Raw genomic sequence first — 22,794 nt, 5'->3', positions numbered from 1 at the left:
GGTGATATTTTTGAAAGATACAATATTAAATAAATTACAGTCCAATCCAGTAGCTCAACAAATGCTTCAATTTGGCAATAATATTGGTAACTTATTTCCAAATGAAGAAGCTTTATGTATGGCCAGTGCTTTTATGCAGGATCAACAAACACGAATTGTAGTTAAGAAAAATCGTTATGAAGCGCAACAACTCTATCAAAGATTGAAACCACTTATCAATGATACATTATTATTTGTGATGGAAGAATCTTTGCGTGTACAAGCCATCGCTTCAAGTCCAGAAGATAAACAAGAACAACTCTATGTATTAACTCAGCTTGTGAAAGAAGATAAGCCACGTATTATCATATGTAATACGGCGGCCTTTTTACGTTACTTACCCGATAAAGAATTATTTAAAAGTCTTTGTTACAAATTTGAAGTAGATCAAGAAATTACGATGGCAGAATTGAAACAAAAACTAAATCGTGCCGGCTATACAAAGGTCAATTATGTAGATCGTCCATGTACATACGCAAGTCGTGGAGGAATTGTCGATGTATATTGCCTTGAATATGAACATCCAATTCGTATTGAATTTTTTGATACAGTGATTGAATCCATTCGTTTATTTCATGAAGAAACTCAACGAACAATTCAAACAATAGATTCTGTATTGATTAATCCAGCTACAGATTTATTGTTTACAGATGATCAGATTGAGTATCTTCAAAAAGAAATTGATTCTGAATTAGAAAAACAACAGGCAAAATTAATTCAAGATGATTATGACTTCTTATTAGATTATATTGAAAAAGATAAGATTTCTATAGAAAACTATAATATTGATCCACATTTGTATATTTATTTTAGTTATTTAAATGCCAATAAATTAACTGACTATGTCAATGGACACATTATTTTCTCAAGTCAGGAAGAAGTGGAAAGTGGATATAAAAAATTGAATGAGGAAACGATATCTTTTATTCAGGAAATGGTTGAATCGCATCAATATTTACCTAAGTATTGTATGTTCCATGACATACTTACATTTGAAAAAGAACATACGATTCAGATGTTCCATGATTTCTTAGATTTTAAACATCCAATCTTCTCAAATATAGAGACATTAGAACAATCAGATCAACCATTGATTCAAATTCTAGAGAATCTAAAAGGGGAAAATATCTATATTTCTTTGGATGAGGAACATACAAAAAAAGTGCAGGAAGCCTTAAAAGCTTATTCAATTCATAGGAATATCACATTTATTAAAGATGACTTTTATGAAGGATTTACATATGAAGATATTTCTGTTTATACACAACAGGAATTATTTCATCATCCTAGTCAAATTAAGCGTTATCAGAAAACATTTAAGCAAGGTCAGATTTTACAGAATATTCTTGAACTAGAACCAAACGATTATGTTGTACATGAACAATATGGTATTGGCCAATATGTTGGAATTACAACGCGAAAAATAAAAGGAAAGACATTAGATTATTTACATGTTTTATACAATGGAGGCGATGAATTATTTGTCCCATTATCACAATTTCAGTTGGTAAGAAAATATGTGTCCAAAGAAGGTGTGGGCATCAAATTATCGCAATTGGGTTCTAACAAATGGAAAAAGACGAAGGAAAAGGTTTCTAAAAAGGTTGAAGAAATTGCGTCTCGATTAGTTGAGTTATATGCGAAGCGAAATGAAGATATTGGTTTTGCGTTCAGTAAAGATGATGATCTACAAAGAGAATTTGAAGAAGCCTTTGAATATGAGGCAACACCAGATCAAATGAAAGCTACAGAAGAAATCAAACGAGAAATGGAAAAGCCAAAACCAATGGATCACTTATTATGTGGAGATGTAGGGTTTGGTAAGACAGAAGTAGCTATGCGTGCTGCATTCAAGGCTATTTCAAATAATAAACAAGTAGCTTTACTGTGCCCAACTACAATTTTATCTATGCAACATTATCAGACGTTTATAAAGCGTTTTGAAAATGTAGGTGCTAATATTCGCGTAGTGAATCGTTTTGTGCCAACAAAAGAAATGAGTCAGATTAAAAAAGAATTGGCGGATGGGCAAGTTGATATTATTATTGGTACACATAAATTATTGAATAAATCTTTTCAATATAAAAGCTTAGGTTTATTGATTATTGATGAGGAGCAGCGATTTGGAGTTGAGCACAAAGAAAAAATTAAAGAGATGAAAAACACAATCGACGTTTTATCTTTAAGTGCAACACCAATTCCTAGAACTTTACAGATGTCTTTGATTGGGGTACGTACGATTTCACAATTGAATACACCACCATTGCATCGTCATCCAATTCAAACGTATGTGATGGAAAACAAAAAGAGTGTCGTGAAAGAAATCATTCAAAGAGAATTATCTCGTGGAGGACAAGTTTTTTATTTGTATAACCACGTATCGAATATCTATTCTGTAGCTAAAAATATTCAAAATATGTTCCCTGATACCAAAGTAGCAGTGGCACATGGACGTATGGATAAGAATGATATTGAGCAGACGATGATTGATTTTGAACAAGATAAATATCAAATTTTAGTTTGTACAACAATTATTGAAACTGGACTAGATATTGCGAATGCGAATACGATGATCATTGATGATGCCGATCGTTTTGGATTGTCTCAACTTTATCAGATTCGAGGTCGTGTGGGGCGTCGTGAAAAAATCGCATATTGTTATTTATTGGTACAGCCACAAAAAGAATTAACAGAACAGGCACATAAAAGGTTAAAAGCCATTAAAGAATTTACATCTTTAGGCAGTGGATATAAAGTGGCTATGCGAGATTTAACAATTCGTGGAGCCGGAGACATGCTTGGGCCGCAACAAGCAGGATTTATTGATGATGTTGGTTTGGATTTATATCTTGAAATGTTGGCAAGTGCCATTAAGGAAAAGCAAGGCAAGCCAATTGAGAATAAAAAGAATGATAAAGTGGCTCAAGTTCAGCTATCGGGATATATACCTAAAAAATTCACAGATAATGATGGAGATAAATTAGAAATCTATCAACACATTAAGAAAACAGAGAGTCTTACTGAATTGATTGAATATGAAAAACGTGTTGAAGACTTATTTGGGCATATTCCAAATGAAGTAAAACAATTGTTTGAACAGAAAAAACTGGATTTCTTTGTGAATCGAGAAGGTGTTGAATCATTAAAAGAAACAGATGACGTCGTTACAATCACAATGAGTGCTGAATGGTCAAAGAATTGTGATGGTGTCAAATTATTTGGAGCTATCAATGATATTAGTCGAAAGATCAATTTGAAATTAGAGAGTGGAAAAATTAAGATCATGATTTCTAAACGATTAAAGAAACATATTGAATTGTTGATGCAGGTTATTGATAAATTAGAAGGAGAGTTTTGATGCGATTAGATAAATATTTAAAAACAGCACGAATCTTAAAAAGAAGAGAAGCTGCTAAAGAATTAGCTTTACAAGGACGTATCTGGGTCAATGAACGAGTGGCAAAACCAAGTACAGAATTAAAAATAGGTGATACAATTCGTATTCGTTTTGGAGCAAGACTTCTTGAAATTCGTGTATTAGATATTCAAAAACAAGTTTCGAAACAAAATGCCCAACTGTTGTTTGAAATTATACACGAAGAAAGAATCGAAGATGAACAAGCTTAATGTTGTGTGCGGAGCTCTTATCATAGATGGAAAAGTGATGATTGCCCAAAGAAATTATGGTTCAAGCAAAGGTTTCTTTGAATTTCCTGGTGGAAAAGTTGAGAAAAGTGAAACAAAAGAAGAGGCATTAATTCGGGAATGGAAAGAAGAATGTGATATTGACATTCACAATGTGCAATATTTAGCTTCTAGCGTAGATTATCAAAATGGATATGAAATTCACTTAACTTGTTTCACATGTACTTCTAATGAAAAACCAACAAAATTAAGTGTGCATTCAGAATATATTTGGACAACTCCAGATCATATATATGACTATAACTTCTTTAAATCTGATAAAATGCTTGTAGAAGCATTAAAGGGGGTATGGCCATGTTTAACAAAACCAATGAAACCAAAGTATTAAGAGATCCTGTGCATGGATATATTCATGTGAAGTATCAAGTGATATGGGATTGCATCAACGCAAAAGAATTTCAAAGATTGCATCGTATCCATCAATTGGGTGGAGATTTTCAAATCTATCATACGGCGGAGCATTCCCGGTTTTCTCATAGTTTAGGTGTATATGAAATCACAAGACGGATGTGTGAAGAAGTGGATTCAATTGCGGCTACTTTAAGTGAATATGAAAAAATTCAGGTTTTATGTGCTGCTTTGTTGCATGATTTAGGACATGGACCATTTTCTCACTTCTTTGAAACACTTCACAAGAAACATCATGAACAAATGACTTGTGATTTAATTTTGGATCCAGAAACAGAAATTCATAAAGCACTAATTAAAGAGGATGAGGCTCTTCCACAAAATATTATGTTGATTCTAACACATCAACATGCAAAACCAATGATGTATCAAATGATTAGTTCACAACTGGATGCGGATCGAATGGATTATCTATTAAGAGATGCCTACGAAACAGGTACAAGCTATGGAAATTTTGATTTGGAAAGAATCTTACGTACTTTACGAGTAAAAAATGATTCTCTATGTGTGAAAATGAGTGGAATGCACAGTATTGAAGACTATATTATGGCAAGATACCACATGTATTGGCAGGTTTACCTTCATCCAGATGCCAAATCATATGAAATTATGATTCAACAATTCTTTAAACGATATACACAAGTACGAAACATAGAAGTATTTGAACCATTATTGAATGGCGAGTTATCGAATAAGGATTTTTATTTAATGGATGAACATCGAATGTTCTATGGTTTTCAACAAGCTCTAGAATGTGAAGATGAAATTCTAAAGGATTTCGCAAATCGAATTTTGAATCGTCATTTGTTTGAATGGATAGAAGATCCAAGTCACCAACAAATTCAAGAAATCAAGAATAAATTGGTGGTCTCCGGACATGACTTAGATTATTACTATTATGAAGCTATTTCACATTCTAAAGCATATTTGCCTTATACAGAAAATGATGAGAATCAAATAATATGGATGTTAGATTCTAAAAAAGAACGGGTATCTTTATCGAGTTGTTCACAGATTGTTAAGGCATTATTAAAGATGAAAAATCAAACAAATAAACGTATTTATTTTCCAAAAGAAATACTTTAAAAACTACGGTAACATGTGATGTGTTACCGTTTTCACTTGTGAAAAAATAGCGTAATTTTATAAAAAAAGGAGAATTTTAGATTAATTTTGATATATTTTCATTAAATTGTTATGTTTTTTAATAAATTTTCTTGCAAAAAAATCAGAGTGTGATATTATGCACTAGCTATGACAAATCAGGTATATTTATTTGATAAAATTTCGAATCAAACATTGTATAAAGGAGAGGCTAAGATTGACTTTTCTGGTAATGAAGGTCTATTAGTTTCTTTTAATAATGATACACATCATTTCGAATGGAGAATTTGGAAAAAAGGATTGGTAATTCGTAGTGAATCGGATATTATTGTGAATTTGACACTACGTTTAAATAGTCAAACAAAAGGTCACATAGAAACTGAATTTGGAAAAATAGATTTGGATTGTCATACAAGTCATTATGATGTAGATGAAAATTGTGTAGAAGTTAAATACAGTCTTATACAAGGGAATGAAAAACAAGAATTTCACTTTGTACTATATATAAATAAGGAGGAGACATATGCAGTCAATTGAAGTTGAATTAAAGCAGGCTATTCAAAATGCAGTAAAAAAAGCATTTGATTTAGATTTAGATGTACAAAACATTGTGGTTGAAACACCAAAAAATAAAGATCACGGTGATTTCTCAAGTAATGTTGCGATGCAATTAACTCGTCAATTACACCAGAATCCAAGAATGATTGCACAAAGTATATTAGATACGTTCTCATTGGAAATGGTTTCTAACGTAGAAATTGCAGGACCTGGCTTCTTAAACTTTACATTATCAAAAGACCGTTTTAGTACAGTTATTTCTGAAGTGTTAGCTCAGAAAGAAAACTATGGACAACAGCCAGCTAACGGCATTAAAGTGGATTTGGAATATGTTAGTGCCAATCCAACTGGATCATTGCACTTAGGACATGCTCGTGGAGCTGCATGGGGAGACAGTTGTGCTCGTATCATGAAAAAAGCTGGATACGATGTAACTCGTGAATACTATGTGAATGATGCTGGTAATCAGATCACAAACTTAGCATTATCATTAAATGCTCGTTATCGTCAGGCACAAGGAATTCCAACTGAAATTGGTCAGGACGGATACATGGGTAAGGATGTTGAAGAAAAAGGATATGAATTGGCGAAAGAATATCCACAAACATACTTAGAACCAACAGAAGAGAATTTGAAATTCTTCAGAAAAGAAGGAATCAAATTTGAATTAGATAAAATTAGAAAAGACTTAAATCGTTATCGTGTACACTTCGATGTTTGGTCAAGTGAACAAAGCATTCGTGATGCTGGTAAAGTAGAAGCAGCTATCAATGAATTAAACAAAAAAGGATATGTATATGAAAAAGATGGAGCATTGTGGTTTGAAACTACAAAATTTGGAGATGACAAAGATCGTGTTTTAAGAAAACAAGATGGTTCATTAACATATTTGGTTCCAGATATCGCATATCACAACGATAAATGTCAACGTGGATTTGACATGTTGGTTGACTTCTTTGGAGCGGATCACCATGGATATATTCCTCGTTTAAAAGCAAGTATGACAGCATTAGGAAATGATGCGGATAAATTGCATGTTGATATTATCCAGATGGTTCGTTTAGTATCAAATGGTGAAGAAATGAAAATGTCAAAACGTTTAGGAAACGCAACAACAATTAATGAACTATGTGATAAAGTAGGTGTTGATGCAGCTCGTTATTTCTTTGTACAACGTGCATTGGATTCACATTTAGATTTCGATATTGAATTGGCAACTAAGAAATCAAATGAAAACCCAGTTTACTATGCACAATATGCTCATGCTCGTATGTGTTCTATTCAAAAACAGGCACAGGATATTGAATTGGCAACAAGTTTTGAAGATTTGACAAACGAAAAAGAAATTGAATTAATGAAGTCTTTACAAGAATTCAATAAAGTAATCGTTGAAACTGCTCAGTCTCGTCAAGTTCACAAAATGTGTCACTATATTCAAAATTTAGCTAGTAAGTTCCACAGTTTCTATAACGTATGTAAAGTTGTAGATCGTGATAATTTAGAACTAAGTGCACAACGTCTAGCCTTAGTAAAGGCAACACAAATTGTTTTGGCCAACGCATTAGAATGTATTGGTGTTGAAGCCGTTGAATCAATGTAAGTATTAAGAGGAGTTTTATTGAATTATGAAAAAGTCTATGATTGAAGTTGCATATCAAGTATTGACAAATAATAATGGATCTATGCCATTTGTTGATCTTTGGAAAGATGTAAGTCAGGAAATGGGATTTAATCAAACGCAGTTTGAAGATAATATTGCTCAATTTTACACAGATTTATCTTTAGACGGACGTTTCTTGAATATGTCACAAAATACTTGGGATTTGCGTTCACGTCACACGTATTCAGAAAGTGTTATGGATACAGATTCTATCGCAATCGATGAAGATGATGAGGATGAAGAAGATTCAGAATTGATTGAAGATGAATTAGATGAAGTAGAAAAAGAAATGGACGAAGAAGAAAACGAATAAAAAGCGCTCTTTTCACAATAAATTCACTTTGAATTGTTAGAATTAAAGTGGAAAGGAGAAGGAATGCAAGAAAATCTGCATCATGCAGATTTTTTTTCTATGAAAAATTTGATAAACTAGAAGTTGTTAAGGAGAATTTTTATATGTTTAAAAGCATTTCATATGTTATAAAAGAGAATTTTTCAAATGTTTATCGTATTTTCTGTATTGCAAAATATGAATTGTTGTCAGATATGCGAGATTCAAAATTTGGTATTTTTTGGAACTTTGCTTCTCCCGCTATCCAAGTTTTCACATATTGGCTAGTGTTTGGTATTGCCTGGGGAAGAAAAGCTCAGACATACAAAGGTATTACGGTAGAATATTTACCATGGCTTGTTGTGGCATTTAGTGTATGGTGGTATATCCGTCCATGCATTGTAGATGGGTGTTCTGCGGTATTCTCAAAAACCAATGTCATCACAAGAATGAAGTTTCCTGTATCTGTTTTACCGGCAACCGTTTGTTTAAAAGAATTGTTTAATCACTTTGTGATGTTGATTATCACATTTGTCGCTTTAATTTTAAGTGGGTGGTATCCAAATCTAAATTGGTTATGGATCATCTATTATATGTTCTGTGCATTTATGCTTGGAGAAGCGATTTCACTTGTATTATCTGTGCTTACTATGTTGTGGCGTGATGTAAAGAAATTTATTTCTTCAATCATGCGTATGTTGATGTATTTTTCTCCAATCTTATGGGATTGTCATTTTAAACCGGATGTTCCATTTGCGAGTATTCTAAATAAGCTTGTAAAGGTAAATCCAGTTTATTATATTATTCAAGGATATAGAGATGCTATATTCTATGGAAGAAATGTTTTTGATCATCCTGCAATTACACTTTATTTCTGGTGTTTAGTTTTTGCGATTTTTGCGCTAGGATGCTTTTTGATGTATACCTTCAAAAAGAAATTCATTGATATGATTTAAGGAGGCTTTTATGTCCAAAGAAGAATATGCTGTTGAAGTCGAAAATATTTCAAAAATTTATACTTTAAGAAATAAAAACAATCAATATAAAACAGATAAAAAAGAGTTCTATGCCTTAAAAGATGTATCTTTCAAAGTGAAAAAAGGTGATGTTGTTGGAATTTTGGGAACCAATGGTTCTGGTAAATCAACTTTATCTTTATTGTTGTCAGGAATTTCTGAAATCAATAGTGGTACGATGAAAATTAATGGAGAACAAGCATTGATTGCTATTAACACAGGATTGAACCAACAATTAACAGGACTTGAAAACATCAATGTTAAAGGAGCTTTGATGGGGTTAAGAAAGAAACGTATCCAGGAAATCACGAATGATGTCATTGATTTTGCAGAATTAGGTGATTTCTTATATCAACCAGTTAAAAAATATTCATCAGGTATGAAATCTCGTTTAGGATTTTCCATCTCACTTGCATTAAATCCAGATATTTTTATTGTCGATGAAGCATTAAGTGTTGGTGATAAAGGTTTTGCGAAGAAATGTATGAAACGAATGATGAAATTAAGAGATGAAGAAGGAAAAACAATCTTCTTTATTTCTCACTCGTTAAGTCAGGTTCGTGAATTCTGTAAAACAGGAATGTGGATCGAAGGTGGGCAACTTGTTGAAATGGGAGATATTGACAAGGTTTGTGATGATTATTCGGTTTATGTGGATAAGTTAGAGGCTATGAGTAAAAAAGAAAAGAAAAAATTCTTGGATGAAAAATTTGAGAAGCGATTATTACCTAAAAAAGAAAAGAAGGGCATCGCAAAATTATTTGGTTAATAAAGGAGTTTTAGTGACTCCTTTTCAATTTATCAAAAATAGTTTACAATTACAGTGTTTATATAGGGAGGTTTATAACTCATGAAAACAGTAATAACATATGGAACTTTTGATTTATTTCATGTAGGCCATTTAAATTTATTACGCCGTGCAAAAGAATTAGGGGATTATTTAATTGTAGCGGTAAGTAGTGATGAGTTTAATTTGGGTAAAAATAAAGTTTGTAAGATCAAAGATACAGATCGTATGAAGATTGTAGAAGCTATTAAATATGTCGATAAGGTAATCCCAGAAACAAGTTGGGAACAAAAAATCGAAGATGTTAAAAAATATAATGTAGATGTATTCGTCATGGGTGATGATTGGAAAGGAAAATTTGATTTTTTAAAGGATTATTGTGAAGTTGTTTATTTGCCAAGAACTGAGGGTATCAGTACAACACAGCTGAAAGAGGAATTGAAGGGTTAATATGCGTACTATCAGTATTATCCTTCCTTTTTTTAAGTACAAACATTACTTTAAAGAATGTCTACAAAACTTAGCACAAAGTACATTTAAAGATTTTGAATTGATTGTCGTATTAGATCATCCAACTGAAGATATTGACGATTTATTAGAAGAATATAATTCTATTTTTGATATGCGCGTTTATACATTGCCAGAAGGTGTAACAGGTGTAGCTGCATGTCGAAATGTTGGAATTCAACAAGCTAAAGGTGCCTACCTCTACTTTTTAGATAGCGATGACTATGTTTTAGAAGATACTCTACAAAACATGATCAAAGCTATGGATCATGATGTGGATATGGTTTATGGTAAATTGAATCACACTTGGAATAACAAGGCCAATTATCTTCATAAAGTAGAAAATAAAGAAGTAGATGAAGAAGATCAAGAAGAAAGGGAGCAACGTCGCTTAAATAAGCTTTCTAATTTTGTTTCATTCGCATCCTATGAAAAAGATGAGCAGCAAGCTCATGCTATTTTCTATACAATGGACAATCGTAGAGGTATCCGAACTTTTACTGTATTAGGCAATTTGTATAGTCGTGATTTTGTCGTTCGAAATAATTTTAAATTTAATGAGGACTTCAGATATTACAGTGATATGACGTTTATGTGTCCTCTATTAGAAAAGCTAAATACAGCTTTAAGAGTGGAAAATGCGATTTATGTAAAACGTAAACACAATGATCCAATTAACGAACCTGCTTTGAGTCAGGAAGAAAATGACAATCGTTTTAATGAAAGATGTGATGCGGTTGAATATACACGTATACTTTTAAAAGAAGAGGGTGTTGTGCGTTTTTGTTTAGATCGTAAAATTGTATCTTACTTTGTATCTAAAATGTCTAAACGAATCCGTCGCAGCCAAGATGATCTATGGCGTACAGACTATTTTGAAAGAATTGCTAAAACAATCGATGGCATTCGTCCAGAAGTGATGAATCGATATAAGCGTAATTCGAAAAAGATGGTGGCTTGTTTACAGAATCGTGATTTAAAGGGAGTACAAAGCTGTGTTCGAAGAAAATTAGGAATTAAAAAATTCTTTAGAGTCTTCAAAAATAAGAATGTATTATTTAAATTAGCTTATTATCACATTTATTCAAAAAAACCAATTCAAGATAATGTGATTCTGTTCGAGACATTCATGGCTAAAAACTATTCGGACAGTCCAAAATATATTTATGAATACATTGCCAAAAATTATCCAGGAAAATACAAGTGTGTATGGGCATTGAATGATGGTCATGAAGTTCCTTATGGAGCGGAAGTCGTAAAACGTTTTTCATTCAAATATGCTTATTATCTAGCTGTAAGTAAATATTTTGTATTTAATGTAAGACAACCATTGTGGTATCGCAAAAGAGAAGGACAAGTATTTGTTGAAACTTGGCATGGCACACCATTGAAACGTCTTGTATTTGATCAAGAAGAAGTAACTTCTGCATCACCAAAATATAAACAGCAGTTCTATCGTCAAAGACAAGAATGGGATTATTTAGTGAGTGCCAATCCTTTTAGTACGAAAACATTTAGAAGCTGTTTTATGTATGAAGGCAAGATGCTTGAATATGGATATCCAAGAAATGATATTTTATATTGGCCCAACAAAGATGAAATTTCGAAAGACCTAAGAAAGAAACTAGGCATTTCAGAAGATAAGAAAACAATTTTATATGCTCCGACATGGCGTGATGATGAGCACTATGGAAAAGGGGAGTACAAATTTACGTTGGCTTTAGATTTGAAGTTGATGATGGAAAAATTATCGGATGAATATGTTGTTTTATTAAGAACACACCACTATATCGCAGATAACATTGATACAACAGGTCTTGAAGGCTTTGTGTACAATTTAAGTAAATATGATGATATCAGTGAAATCTATTTGATCAGTGATATTTGTATCACGGATTACTCAAGTGTATTCTTTGACTTTGCGAACTTAAAACGACCAGTACTTTTCTATACATATGATATTGAAAAGTATAAAAATCAGTTACGTGGATTCTATATTGATATGAATACAGAAGTTCCTGGTCCACTATTGTATACGAGTGAAGAAGTTGTGGATGCGATTTTGAATATTGATCAAATAAATGAAGAATATAAAGAACGTTACGAAGAATTCTACAAACGTTTCTGTTGCTACGACGATGGAAATGCGTCAAAGCATATTGTAGAAGAAGTATTTAAGTAAAAAAAGGAGAGGATAGCCATGTTGATAAAGCTTTTAAGACCATTTAAAAAGTTTGCAGGAAAATGCATTCGCTTGGCATATAAATTAACCTATCGTTTATTTAAAGTAGATGATAAGCTTGCCATATTTATATCGTTCCATGGTCGTGGCTATTCGGATAATCCTAAAGCTATTTATGAACAAATGAGGCAAGATCCACGATTTGTTGGATACCGTTTTATTTGGTTTATAAAAAATCATAAAGAAAAGAATATTCATATTGAAGGAGCTGAAATAAAGGAATATTTCAGCATTCCTTATTTTTATTATTTGTCCAAGGCAAAATTATGGGTAGTGAACTGCAAATTACCTACATATATCTTTAAAAAGGAAAATCAGGTTTACCTACAAACATGGCATGGAACACCATTAAAGCGATTAGCTCATGATATTGATGTGAGTGAAGATACTACATTTTATCGTTCAGGTGTCAGTTATGAACAGATGTGCAATTCCTATGATGTAGATGTCGCAAGATACAATTATATGATCAGTCCAAATGCCTTCTGTACGAAAGTTTTTCAAACATCTTTCCAAATCAATAGAGAAAGATTGATTGAAACAGGATATCCTAGAAATGATTTTATTTCGAATGCGACAAAAGAAGAATGTGATGCGATCAAGAATAAGTATCATTTGCCTATAGATAAAAAAATTGTATTGTATGCACCAACATGGAGAGATAATTCTTATGTTTCAGCAGGATATACTTTTGAATTGAAGGCAAACTTTAGAAAATGGAAAGAAATTTTAGGTGAAGATACAATTGTTGTATTTAAGCCACACTATCTAATCATTAATACCTCCAAATATGATCCACAATTAGATGGATTTTTGTATTCCATTCCTGCTCAAGCAGAAATCAATGAATTGTATGTGATTAGTGATGTATTGATTACGGACTATTCAAGCGTCTTCTTTGATTATGCGATATTGAAAAGACCCATCTATTTTTATATGTATGATTTAAAAGAATATGCGACAGACTTAAGAGGATTCTATTTAGATATTCATAAGGACATTCCAGGCAAAATTTATATGGATGAAGAAACATTGTTGATGGATATTAAAAATGAAGTTTATGACTATTCTAAATTGAATGATTTTAATCTTTATTTTAATAACCATGAAGATGGAAATGCTTCTAAAAGAGTAGTAGATATCTTATATAAGGCGGTGCAATAAAATGGGATTAAGCAAAATAATCTTAAATGTTGCCTTATGGATCGTGGACGTTTTAACTTTTTATGTACATCCTAAAAAAAATCGAATTACTTTTATTAGTTTAACACAAAGTGAATTGTCAGGTGATTTTAAACTCATCGATAAACAATTACGTCACGAAAATAAGTATGATATTCATTATATATTATTAAAGTTTGAAAAAAATCTATGGGGTAATTTTAAATATTTCTTGAATTGTTTAAAACAGTTAGTTGAAATAAAAAAATCAAGTCTTGTGATTTTAAACGACAATAACTATGTGATTAGTCATATGAAACCAACCAATGTCAAAGTGCTACAAGTTTGGCACGCGTGTGGAGCCGTGAAAAAATTTGGTAATCAAATCAAAAGACAATATCCTGTACGTAATTACGATTATGTTCTATGTAATGCTGAATATTGGAAGGAACCATATTCACAAGCTTTTGGGGTAAATACAAATCAAGTGTTAGTGACTGGAATGCCAAGAATTGATACTTTATTAAATAGAAATGAAAGAGATGAGTTCTTTTTGAAATATCCAGAATTAAAAGATAAGAAATTATGTTTGTATGCACCTACTTTTAGGGGTAACATTATCGATGGTTTTAAAATTCAGTCTTTTGATTTCACAAAAGTAAAAGATTACGTGGTTCTATATAAATTTCATCCATTACTTGGAGATATTCAATGTAATGGTGGAGTGAACATGAATAAGGAAGACTTGTATACATTGATGCAAGTGAGCGATTGTTTGATTTCGGATTATTCAAGCGTAATATTTGATTACTCTTTATTAAATAAGCCAATGATTAGTTACATTCCTGATGTAAAAGAATATAAACATAATATTGGATTGAACATTGATTTTGATGATTTTCCAGGACCTGTATGTACAGATGAAGATCAACTCGTCAAGGCGTTAGAATTTAAAGATTATGATTATGATAAATTGTCTTATTTCCAAATAAAGTACATGGTATATACGGATGGAAAAAATACAAGTCGAGTCATCGATACAATTAATCAGATTATGGAAGAGGTATAGGCCCTCTTCTTTTTTTACATCAATAATGAAAATAATTACATTTTAACTTGAAAATAAATGTAAATCATAGTATTATACAGTCAACGCATTGATATGGAAGAGTAATTCACTACGTTTTAGCCTAGAGAGATATTGTTTGGTGGAAAATATCGTAAAGCTAGAGAATGAAAATCACCATGGAGTGGCTATAGCGATAATGTAGTTATAGACGTAAGTCTTACGATATAAAGACTAGATGTGATAGCATCGATGAGGGCATTCATTAGAATGAATTAGAGTGGTACCGCGGAAGAATAAGATTATTATTACCTTTCGTCTCTGAAGTTGTTAATTAGGCAACAAGAGGCGGAAGGTTTTTTTGTTGCAGAAAGGGAGAATTTGAGAATGAAAAAGAAAGAGAACACAAAATTGAATCGATCATGGATGGCTGCATTTTCAGTGGCCACAACCGCATTTGCAGCACACGCAGGTGGAGGATTTGCGACAGGAAATCAGGAAAACACATGGTTTGTTAGTTTAGGGTGGCCAGCTATTGTTGGGGTTGCCGTTGCGATGTTACTTTTATCTATGACAATTCGTGAAGGCCAGATTATGATGAATTCAAGAGGATTAAAAACGTATAAAGAACTATTTGAATGTTTATATCATCCATTTGATAAATTAGAATTATTATTTGAATTATTCTTTAATATCATGGTTTTAATGGTTGTTGCATCATGTATCTCTGGTGCAGCCAGTGCATTAACCCAATACTTTGGATTGAATTACTATCTAGGAACATTTGTGATTGGCCTTGTTGTATTATTCTTAACAATTTTTGGCGTAGATTTGATTCGTAGAGCAAGTACATATATGGGTGTAGTAATCTTAGTACTAGCTGTTTCTATTTATACAGTAGGTTTATTAAATGGACACAATTTGTTAGATGTTATGCGTGTTGATTTTTCAGTACATGGGTGGAGTCAACTTCCAAAAGCAGTTTGGAACGGTGTTACTTATTCAGCTTTCCAATGGGTTACAGTACCAGCTATCTTAGTTTGTGGAACAAGTGTTTTAAAAACAAAACAAGATTGTGATCGCTCAATGGCATTAACATTCACATTAAATATGTTAGGATTAGGTCTTGCCGTATTAATGTTACTTTGTTGGCAACACTATTATTTGACTCAGCCAAACGGAACAACTTTACCAACGTTAACAACATTAAAATCATTTGGAGCAAATTGGCTTGTAGCACTATATGGATTGGTATTATTCTTATGTTTGATCTCAAGTGCAGTTTGTGTCATCTTTGGATTTGTGAATCGCTTTGAAAATGTGAAATTCCTTCAAAAAGTTGAAAATGTACCTGTACGTAGAGCTTTAGTTTCTGCATTCATCATGGTAGTTTCTATGGGAATCTCATTTGTAGGACTAACAAACGTTGTTAAGTATGGCTATGGATATTGTGGATATCTAGGTATCGCCATCATCATCGTCCCATTGTTGACAGTAGGATTCTATAAGAATCGTAAATTCATGAAAGAAAATGCACAAGATGCAAAAGTTTCTTTTGAAGAAGCATACGAAAAAAATTAGACGGGAAATCAATTTCCCGTCTTTATTTCTTCCATTTTCTCATCAAGTGTCTTACAAATCTTGGCACACTCTAGTAATTCTTTATCAATTTCATCTAAGCGTTCTTTTGATAAGTTCTTCTTATAGCGAATCTTGTGTTCTAGACTTGCCCAGAAATCCATCGCAATGGTTCTAAATTGTACTTCTACCTTAACCCATTTTTTCTCATCTGATAAAAAGATAGGGATTTCTACAATTAGGTGAAGACTACGATATCCATTTTCTTTAGGATTTTGAATATAATCTTTTTTTTCAATCAAGCGCACATCATCTTGGCTAAGAAAAGAGTTGGCCAAAGAATAAATATCTTCTGTAAAAGAGCAAATAACTCGAACACCGGCAATATCAAATAGGTTGTTTTCAATGTTTGGGATGGTTAAAGCAAGATTCTTTTTTTGAAGCTTTTTAAGAATGCTAGATTGCGATTTAATACGCGTATGAATCGATTCAATGGGATTGCGATCATAGAATAGGGAGAATTGTTCGTTAAGAACTTTAAATTTAGTTTCCACTTCCATTAACGCGCAATTATAATAGGTCATCATTTGACGATAGGGAAGAGTACTTTCTTCTACAAAATCCGTAAAAGCATCAACTAATTTCAAATTTGCCATAATTACTCCTTGAATGTGACTTCAATTGTATAATCATCTGTATCTGGGATAATGGAAATGATCTCTTTAATACTTTTTTCTGTGTTCTTTTGAGCCGTTTTCATTAAACCCTTTTTCTTAGCTTCAGATAAAGCCTTCTCTTTTTGTTCAACCGCAAAAGCTTTATAGTCACTCACACTGATTGGATTAAAAATATTTTTTGTTTCATCATAGACTTCAATACTTGATTCATCGATTGAATTTGAAAGAACAGTTGGCTTATTAACTGTCGCATAAATAGTAGAATCGTTGATCTCTACATTTGCCTTAGATAAATCTGTACCTAATTGAATTTCCCCTTCAAATGTTAGTATGAAGTATTTGTTTGTCAAAGGAATGGACCAGCCATTCAGACTTAAAGAATTTTCAAATTTTCCTACTTTCGCATAATGATATTTTGTGGTTACCAAATCACTTGCCTGTTCAATTCGATTCTGAATTAATGTCGATGTGATTTCAGGTTCCGTTTGTTTGTTCGCAAAGAACATACCGCTTACAAAGGCAATTAAGATAAAGACAACAACAAATAAAACTTTCTTTAAATTTTTCATAAGTGACCTCCTCATTAAAATTGTATCATAAATGAATAAAGTAAATAAACCGACATACATAGTGTCAAATTATTGAGTATAGTAAAAATACGACGGAAACGATTATATGTTATAATGGATAGCGTGGAGGGTTTTCATGACTAAAGTAGAATTTCAGAAGGCTTGTTTAGAAGCCGGCATCCAATTAAATGAAGAACAAATGAATCAATTTGAAAAATATATGCAGCTTCTTGTTGAATGGAATGAGAAGATGAACTTAACGGCAATCACACAGGAAGAAGAAGTATGGGAGAAACATTTTTATGATTCAATCATGCCGTTTTCAAATATTAAATTTGAAACAATGTGTGATATTGGCTCAGGCGCAGGATTTCCAGGCATCCCTGTAAAAATTGCATTTCCACATGTTCATATGACTTTGGTGGAACCATTACAAAAGCGTTGTCGTTTTTTAAATGAAGTGAAAACTCAATTGAACTTGGATAATCTCGATATATTAAATGTTCGAGCTGAAGATTTGGCAAAAGAAAAACGTGAATGTTTCGACGTGGTCAGTGCGCGTGCGGTTGCTAAACTATCTATTTTATTAGAACTTTGTGTTCCTTTTGTGAAGATGGATCATACTATGGTGGCTTTAAAAGGCAAGAATGGTCACGAAGAGTTGATCAATGCGCAAAAGGCAATTGATACATTAGGTGTTGAATTGATTGATGAAGAAAAATTTATGATTGAAGAGAATGCAACACGCATTAATTTATATTTTAAAAAGGTAAAACATACGCCAAATAAATATCCTAGAGCGTATGGGCAAATCAAGAAAAAACCTTTGGAGGGTTGAGTATGGGAAAAGTTATCGCAATTTCGAATCAAAAAGGTGGAGTAGGTAAAACTACAACATCGATAAATTTAGCAAGCGGACTTGCACATGTAGGAAAAAAAGTATTGTTGATTGATTTCGATTCGCAGGGAAATGCCACGCAAGGATTAAATGCAAATCAAAATAATTCACAAGCTACGATTCACTCTGTATTAATGGAGGGAGTTCCTATTCAGCAGGCCATCGTACCTAAAATGAATCCAAGAATCGATATTGTTCCAGCCAACATTAATTTAGCTGGAGCTGATTTAGATATGGATAAGATGGAAGCCGGTAAAGAAGAATTGTTGAAAAAAGCCATTGCTCCTATTCGAGATCAATATGATTACATTATTATTGATTGTCCACCATCACTTGGACTATTGAATACCAATGCATTGACAGCAGCTGACAGTATTTTGATTCCAGTACAGTGTGAATATTATGCATTGGAAGGAGTTACGCAGTTGTTGATCACAATTCGTCTTGTCCAAAGAACAAGTAACCGAAATTTAAAAATTGAAGGTATTTTATTAACAATGTTTGATATTCGTACAAGATTAAGTGTAGAAGTTTCGCAGGATGTGCGTCAAACTTTTGGCAAGCTTGTATATCAAAATTCTATTCCGAGAAATGTAAAATTATCGGAAGCACCTAGCCGTGGCATGTCTATTTTTGAATATGAACCAAAAAGTACAGGAGCCAAGGCATATGCTGGTTTAACTGAAGAAGTACTAAAACGTAATTCAAGGGAGGCATAGCTATGGATAACAAAAATAATGCTCGTTTAGGAAAAGGATTGTCCAGTATTTTTGGGCAAGATGTTTCTAAAGTATTAGATGATATTCAAAATGGAGATATGGAAGTTGAAAGACAGGAACAGTCAAAAATTCCTGTGGATGAGATCCGTCCAAATCCATATCAGCCTCGTAAAGTATTTAATGATGAAGCTTTAAAAGAATTAAGTTCATCAATTAAGCAACATGGTGTATTTACGCCGATTCTAGTAAAAAAAAGTATTCAAGGATATGATTTGATTGCCGGTGAAAGAAGATTAAGAGCTTCAAAACTTGCCGGATTAAAAGATATTCCAGCTATCATTGTTGATTTTGATGATCAGGAAATGATGGAAATTGCTTTGTTGGAGAATATTCAACGTGAAGATCTAAATGTAATAGAAGAAGCAAAAGCGTATGAAAAATTAATTCAACGATTAGGATATACACAAGAACAGTTAGCTCATCGTGTCGGAAAATCACGTGAACATATCACAAACTTATTGCGATTGTTAAAACTTCCAGAAGATGTCCAGGAATACGTTGTGAGTAAACAATTAAGTATGGGGCATGTACGAGCTTTACTCGGTCTTAAGACAGAGGCAAATATGCGTAAAGTTGCTAAACAGGCTATTGATCAAGGTTTATCTGTTCGTAAAGTAGAACAAATTGTAAAAGATACAAACAATAAAAAAACGATAGAAAAGCCAAAAGAAGATATTTATGTGAAGGCAGCTAAAGAAAAGCTTCAGGAATTCTTTCAAACATCGGTATCTATCAGTAAAAACGCTATTTCTATTCATTATGAAAATAAAGAAGACTTAAATCGAGTGCTAGAATTATTGAATCTAGTCGAAGAAGAGTAAGTCTTCTTTTTTTGACAAATGTTCTGTTTTTTGTATAATATTCATTATTCATGGAGATGTAGTAAAAAAATAGCGCCAGGACTAAGTATTTAGTTGACGAGGACCAGACTTATCGAAAGATTCGGCGGGTAGTCTGGAGGTTGATACAACCTTTAACGATGGACAAAACCAATGTGTGAACATTGAACAAAGCCATTTGGTATCCTCCATGATAATAATATATAGGAGGATTTTTTATAATGTGTGGAATCACAGCGTACGCAGGTAAAGAGAGTGCTTTACCATTTTTATTGCAGGGTTTAGAAAAACTCGAATATCGAGGATACGACTCTGCAGGCGTGACTCTCGTTTCGAATCACCATCTAGAAACGTATAAGGCGAAGGGGCGTCTTACAAATTTAAAGGAATTGTTGAATGAAAAAGAACATCCTGAACATACAGGAATTGGACATACACGTTGGGCAACACATGGTGTTCCAAGTAATATGAATTCACATCCTCATACAAATGAGAGTGAAACAATTTCAATCGTGCATAATGGAATCATTGAAAACTATGCATCAATCAAGGAATGTTTATTAGAACAAGGATATACATTCCAGTCACAGACGGATAGTGAAGTTATTGTTCATATGTTGGATTACTATTATCAAGGCGATATGATGTACGCTTTAAAAAAATGTGTGCAATACCTTCAAGGTAGTTTTGCGCTATGTGTAGTTTGTACAGATTATCCTGACTGCGTTTTTGTCGCAAAAAAAGAAAGTCCAATGATTTTAGGGAAAACAGATACATCTGCATTTTGTGCAAGTGATATTCCAGCTGTGTTAGATTACACAAAAGATATTTGTGCTTTAGAAGATGGACAGATGGCCGTATTAAGACCCGGAAGTATTGAAGTCTATGATTTCTTTGGGGATTCCGTTTCAACAACTTGGGTGCATATCTCATATGATGCTTGTGCAGCTCAAAAAGGTGGATATGATACTTTTATGCAGAAGGAAATGCATGAACAACCGTATGTGATCAAAGAAACGTTGAGAGCTCATATTGAAAATAATTTGGCTATGCCAGAATTATCTGGTTTAGATGTTTCAAAAATCAATCAAATTTATTATGTTGCGTGTGGAACTGCTTACCATGCGAGTTTGTATGCTCAATACTTATTGCGCACATGGATTGATTTACCAATTTACTGCATTAGTGCAAGTGAATTTAGATATGGCAACTATCGTGTCAATGAAAATACGCTATGTATTTTTGTTTCACAATCTGGAGAAACAGCAGATACTTTGGCAGCATTAAAACTTTCGAAAGAAAACAAAGCACAAACACTGACTGTGACAAATGTGTTAGGTTCTAGTTTAGCTCGATTATCTGATTACGTTTTATATACTTGTGCTGGACCAGAAATTGCGGTCGCAAGTACAAAAGCTTATACAACACAACTTGTGCTGTTGGCATGTCTATGTTTAAAGTTAGCGTCTTTATTTAATAAGGGTGTGGCATGTAAAAATCATATGATCAATCAGTTGAAACAAATGCCAGATGTAGTTGAACAAATGCTTGCGCAAGAAGAAAAAATGGCTGAATTTGCTAAACTATTAACGAATCAAAAAGATGCCTACTTTATAGGTAGACAATTGGATTATTTAAGTGTTTTAGAAGGGGCGTTGAAACTAAAAGAAGTTTCTTATGTGCATGCCGATGCATATATGGCTGGAGAGTTAAAGCATGGTCCTATCGCATTAATTGAAAAAGATACAGTTGTGATTGCGTTAGCTACGCAGCCTAGTGTTGCACAGAAGACAATTTCGAATATTTTGGAAACGGTTGCTCGAGGAGCCGAGGTCATTTTGATTGCTTCACAAAGCCAGAATACGGAAGGCTTTGAGTATGTGATTCGCATTCCAGATGTAGATCCATTACTAAGTTGTATTCCAGCAACAGTTTTATTGCAAGAATTAGCTTACTATGTCGCAAAAGAAAAAGGTTGCGATGTAGATAAACCTCGTAACCTTGCGAAAAGTGTAACTGTAGAATAATTATTCTTTAATTTCAGTGATGATATAGTGAATGGTTTGATCTAAACCATGCTCAGATAAATATTTTAATAAATGATGGATGAGGGCGTCTGTTTCCGGATGAATCAGAATTTTACCTCGTCCATTTTCATAATATTCAAGTGCACTAGAGTCTGTGTACTTTTCTTTTTGATAGATCATACTTGCAGCAACTCGATCGCAAAACATTTCGATGACATAGTTTGTAGGCATTTTACATGCATAAATGCCATCTACTCCAAAATCAAGCCAATATTCCCAATGATGTTTGTTTCTTCCTTTATGATGTAGCCAACCTAATGAATAACCTTTTTCTTCTTTCTCGGCATCAATAGGAGAACGAAAACCTTGATAATAGTGAAAACCTGTTTTTAATTCAATATAAGAGTATTTGCTTAAATCATGGAGTAAACCTTGTTTATATAGGTGACAACGAAAACAAAGCCAAGTAACTTTTAACTTGTGCTTGTTGATCGTATGTAAATGGGCTAATGCTTTATTCATAAATTCACTTCTTTCTTGATTATTTTAGCATAGAATAAGAAAACCATTCTAGTGTAGGCATCTAGAATGATTCCTTTTTGTTTATTATTTTTAAAGAGAGAAATGAATAAATGAGGATGGGATTTAAAATTGAACCAGATTTTCATAATTTACATAAAATCTAGTGCTTATAGACAAATGTTTGTAAATGAAATACGAAAAACCAAATGAAAGCGAATACAATGAAAACGCATGATATAAAGACAAAATGCTATGTTTTGTTCATGAAAAATATACATAAATGTAAAATTGTATGTAAATTTCTTTCTTAAACCCTTGAAA

The 22,794-nt window shown here is 32.7% G+C and carries 21 protein-coding genes and 1 other annotated feature; of the genes, 18 read left to right on the top strand and 3 right to left on the bottom strand.

Going from position 1 to position 22,794, the window contains the following annotated elements; translation table 11 throughout:
- Window position 1 precedes the first annotated feature (1 nt).
- The 14 genes from mfd to LJE08_RS02325 all read left to right on the top strand — a co-directional run bounded on the left by mfd (window position 2) and on the right by LJE08_RS02325 (window position 16,165).
- A complete protein-coding gene (gene mfd / locus LJE08_RS02390; RefSeq protein WP_227402327.1) occupies window positions 2–3,397 on the top strand; it encodes a transcription-repair coupling factor in 3,396 nt (1,131 codons plus the stop codon).
- A complete protein-coding gene (locus LJE08_RS02385; protein WP_117924471.1) occupies window positions 3,397–3,666 on the top strand; it encodes an RNA-binding S4 domain-containing protein in 270 nt (89 codons plus the stop codon). The genes mfd and LJE08_RS02385 overlap by 1 nt, the downstream gene beginning before the upstream one ends.
- A complete protein-coding gene (locus tag LJE08_RS02380) occupies window positions 3,653–4,072 on the top strand; it encodes a (deoxy)nucleoside triphosphate pyrophosphohydrolase (RefSeq protein ID WP_227402326.1) in 420 nt (139 codons plus the stop codon). The genes LJE08_RS02385 and LJE08_RS02380 overlap by 14 nt, the downstream gene beginning before the upstream one ends.
- On the top strand, window positions 4,039–5,238 hold the full coding sequence (locus LJE08_RS02375; protein WP_227402325.1) for an HD domain-containing protein: 1,200 nt from the start codon (window positions 4,039–4,041) through the stop codon (window positions 5,236–5,238). The genes LJE08_RS02380 and LJE08_RS02375 overlap by 34 nt, the downstream gene beginning before the upstream one ends.
- Window positions 5,239–5,406: 168 nt before the next feature.
- Window positions 5,407–5,793 carry a DUF1934 family protein gene (locus LJE08_RS02370; RefSeq protein WP_117924477.1) on the top strand — a complete coding sequence of 129 codons (387 nt, stop codon included), beginning with the start codon at window positions 5,407–5,409 and terminating at the stop codon, window positions 5,791–5,793.
- The gene (argS, locus tag LJE08_RS02365; RefSeq protein ID WP_117924479.1) at window positions 5,780–7,414 is read left to right on the top strand and encodes an arginine--tRNA ligase; all 1,635 of its coding nucleotides are present in this window, start codon (window positions 5,780–5,782) and stop codon (window positions 7,412–7,414) included. The genes LJE08_RS02370 and argS overlap by 14 nt, the downstream gene beginning before the upstream one ends.
- Window positions 7,415–7,439: 25 nt before the next feature.
- Window positions 7,440–7,787, top strand: coding sequence for a DNA-directed RNA polymerase subunit delta (gene rpoE / locus LJE08_RS02360; protein WP_117924481.1), 348 nt, complete (start codon window positions 7,440–7,442; stop codon window positions 7,785–7,787).
- Window positions 7,788–7,930: 143 nt separating this feature from the next.
- Window positions 7,931–8,761: an ABC transporter permease gene (locus LJE08_RS02355; protein ID WP_217255919.1), complete on the top strand. Its 831-nt coding sequence runs from the start codon at window positions 7,931–7,933 to the stop codon at window positions 8,759–8,761.
- A 10-nt stretch (window positions 8,762–8,771) separates the two neighbouring features.
- Window positions 8,772–9,590, top strand: coding sequence for an ABC transporter ATP-binding protein (locus LJE08_RS02350; RefSeq protein WP_154555299.1), 819 nt, complete (start codon window positions 8,772–8,774; stop codon window positions 9,588–9,590).
- 81 nt (window positions 9,591–9,671) lie between these two features.
- The gene (tagD, locus tag LJE08_RS02345) at window positions 9,672–10,058 is read left to right on the top strand and encodes a glycerol-3-phosphate cytidylyltransferase (RefSeq protein WP_040466417.1); all 387 of its coding nucleotides are present in this window, start codon (window positions 9,672–9,674) and stop codon (window positions 10,056–10,058) included.
- A gap of 1 nt (window position 10,059) precedes the next feature.
- Window positions 10,060–12,297: a CDP-glycerol:glycerophosphate glycerophosphotransferase gene (locus tag LJE08_RS02340; protein ID WP_217255918.1), complete on the top strand. Its 2,238-nt coding sequence runs from the start codon at window positions 10,060–10,062 to the stop codon at window positions 12,295–12,297.
- 18 nt (window positions 12,298–12,315) lie between these two features.
- Window positions 12,316–13,521, top strand: a complete 1,206-nt coding sequence (locus LJE08_RS02335) for a CDP-glycerol glycerophosphotransferase family protein (RefSeq protein ID WP_227402324.1) — start codon at window positions 12,316–12,318, stop codon at window positions 13,519–13,521.
- Window position 13,522: 1 nt separating this feature from the next.
- Window positions 13,523–14,587 carry a CDP-glycerol glycerophosphotransferase family protein gene (locus LJE08_RS02330; protein WP_217255916.1) on the top strand — a complete coding sequence of 355 codons (1,065 nt, stop codon included), beginning with the start codon at window positions 13,523–13,525 and terminating at the stop codon, window positions 14,585–14,587.
- A gap of 79 nt (window positions 14,588–14,666) precedes the next feature.
- Window positions 14,667–14,910, top strand: a binding site (T-box leader).
- Window positions 14,911–14,971: 61 nt separating this feature from the next.
- Window positions 14,972–16,165, top strand: a complete 1,194-nt coding sequence (locus tag LJE08_RS02325) for a hypothetical protein (RefSeq protein WP_117924493.1) — start codon at window positions 14,972–14,974, stop codon at window positions 16,163–16,165.
- Between the two features lie 8 nt (window positions 16,166–16,173).
- Here LJE08_RS02325 and LJE08_RS02320 read toward each other — a convergent pair whose 3' ends face one another.
- The gene (locus tag LJE08_RS02320) at window positions 16,174–16,818 is read right to left on the bottom strand and encodes a GTP pyrophosphokinase family protein (protein WP_117924495.1); all 645 of its coding nucleotides are present in this window, start codon (window positions 16,816–16,818) and stop codon (window positions 16,174–16,176) included.
- Window positions 16,819–16,820: 2 nt separating this feature from the next.
- Window positions 16,821–17,408 carry a DUF4230 domain-containing protein gene (locus tag LJE08_RS02315; RefSeq protein ID WP_117924497.1) on the bottom strand — a complete coding sequence of 196 codons (588 nt, stop codon included), beginning with the start codon at window positions 17,406–17,408 and terminating at the stop codon, window positions 16,821–16,823.
- A 136-nt stretch (window positions 17,409–17,544) separates the two neighbouring features.
- Between LJE08_RS02315 and rsmG the strand changes: the two genes are divergently transcribed.
- The 4 genes from rsmG to glmS all read left to right on the top strand — a co-directional run bounded on the left by rsmG (window position 17,545) and on the right by glmS (window position 21,951).
- Entirely contained in the window at window positions 17,545–18,246 is a 702-nt protein-coding gene (gene rsmG / locus LJE08_RS02310) for a 16S rRNA (guanine(527)-N(7))-methyltransferase RsmG (RefSeq protein ID WP_227402323.1), read from the top strand.
- 2 nt (window positions 18,247–18,248) lie between these two features.
- On the top strand, window positions 18,249–19,025 hold the full coding sequence (locus LJE08_RS02305) for a ParA family protein (RefSeq protein WP_227402322.1): 777 nt from the start codon (window positions 18,249–18,251) through the stop codon (window positions 19,023–19,025).
- Between the two features lie 2 nt (window positions 19,026–19,027).
- Window positions 19,028–19,906: a ParB/RepB/Spo0J family partition protein gene (locus LJE08_RS02300; RefSeq protein ID WP_117924503.1), complete on the top strand. Its 879-nt coding sequence runs from the start codon at window positions 19,028–19,030 to the stop codon at window positions 19,904–19,906.
- Window positions 19,907–20,145: 239 nt separating this feature from the next.
- Window positions 20,146–21,951: a glutamine--fructose-6-phosphate transaminase (isomerizing) gene (glmS, locus tag LJE08_RS02295; RefSeq protein WP_227402321.1), complete on the top strand. Its 1,806-nt coding sequence runs from the start codon at window positions 20,146–20,148 to the stop codon at window positions 21,949–21,951.
- Here the strand turns inward: glmS and LJE08_RS02290 are convergent, their stop codons facing one another.
- Window positions 21,952–22,473 (bottom strand): DUF5662 family protein, encoded by a 522-nt coding sequence (locus LJE08_RS02290; protein ID WP_117924507.1) that lies wholly within the window; start codon window positions 22,471–22,473, stop codon window positions 21,952–21,954. It abuts the gene before it with no gap.
- Between the last annotated feature and the right edge of the window lie 321 nt (window positions 22,474–22,794).

The sequence above is a fragment of the Holdemanella sp. DFI.5.55 genome, assembly GCF_020593575.1.
GTDB classification, from domain to species: domain Bacteria; phylum Bacillota_I; class Bacilli_A; order Erysipelotrichales; family Erysipelotrichaceae; genus Holdemanella; species Holdemanella hominis.
This window is presented reverse-complemented; position numbering and strand designations above follow the sequence as displayed.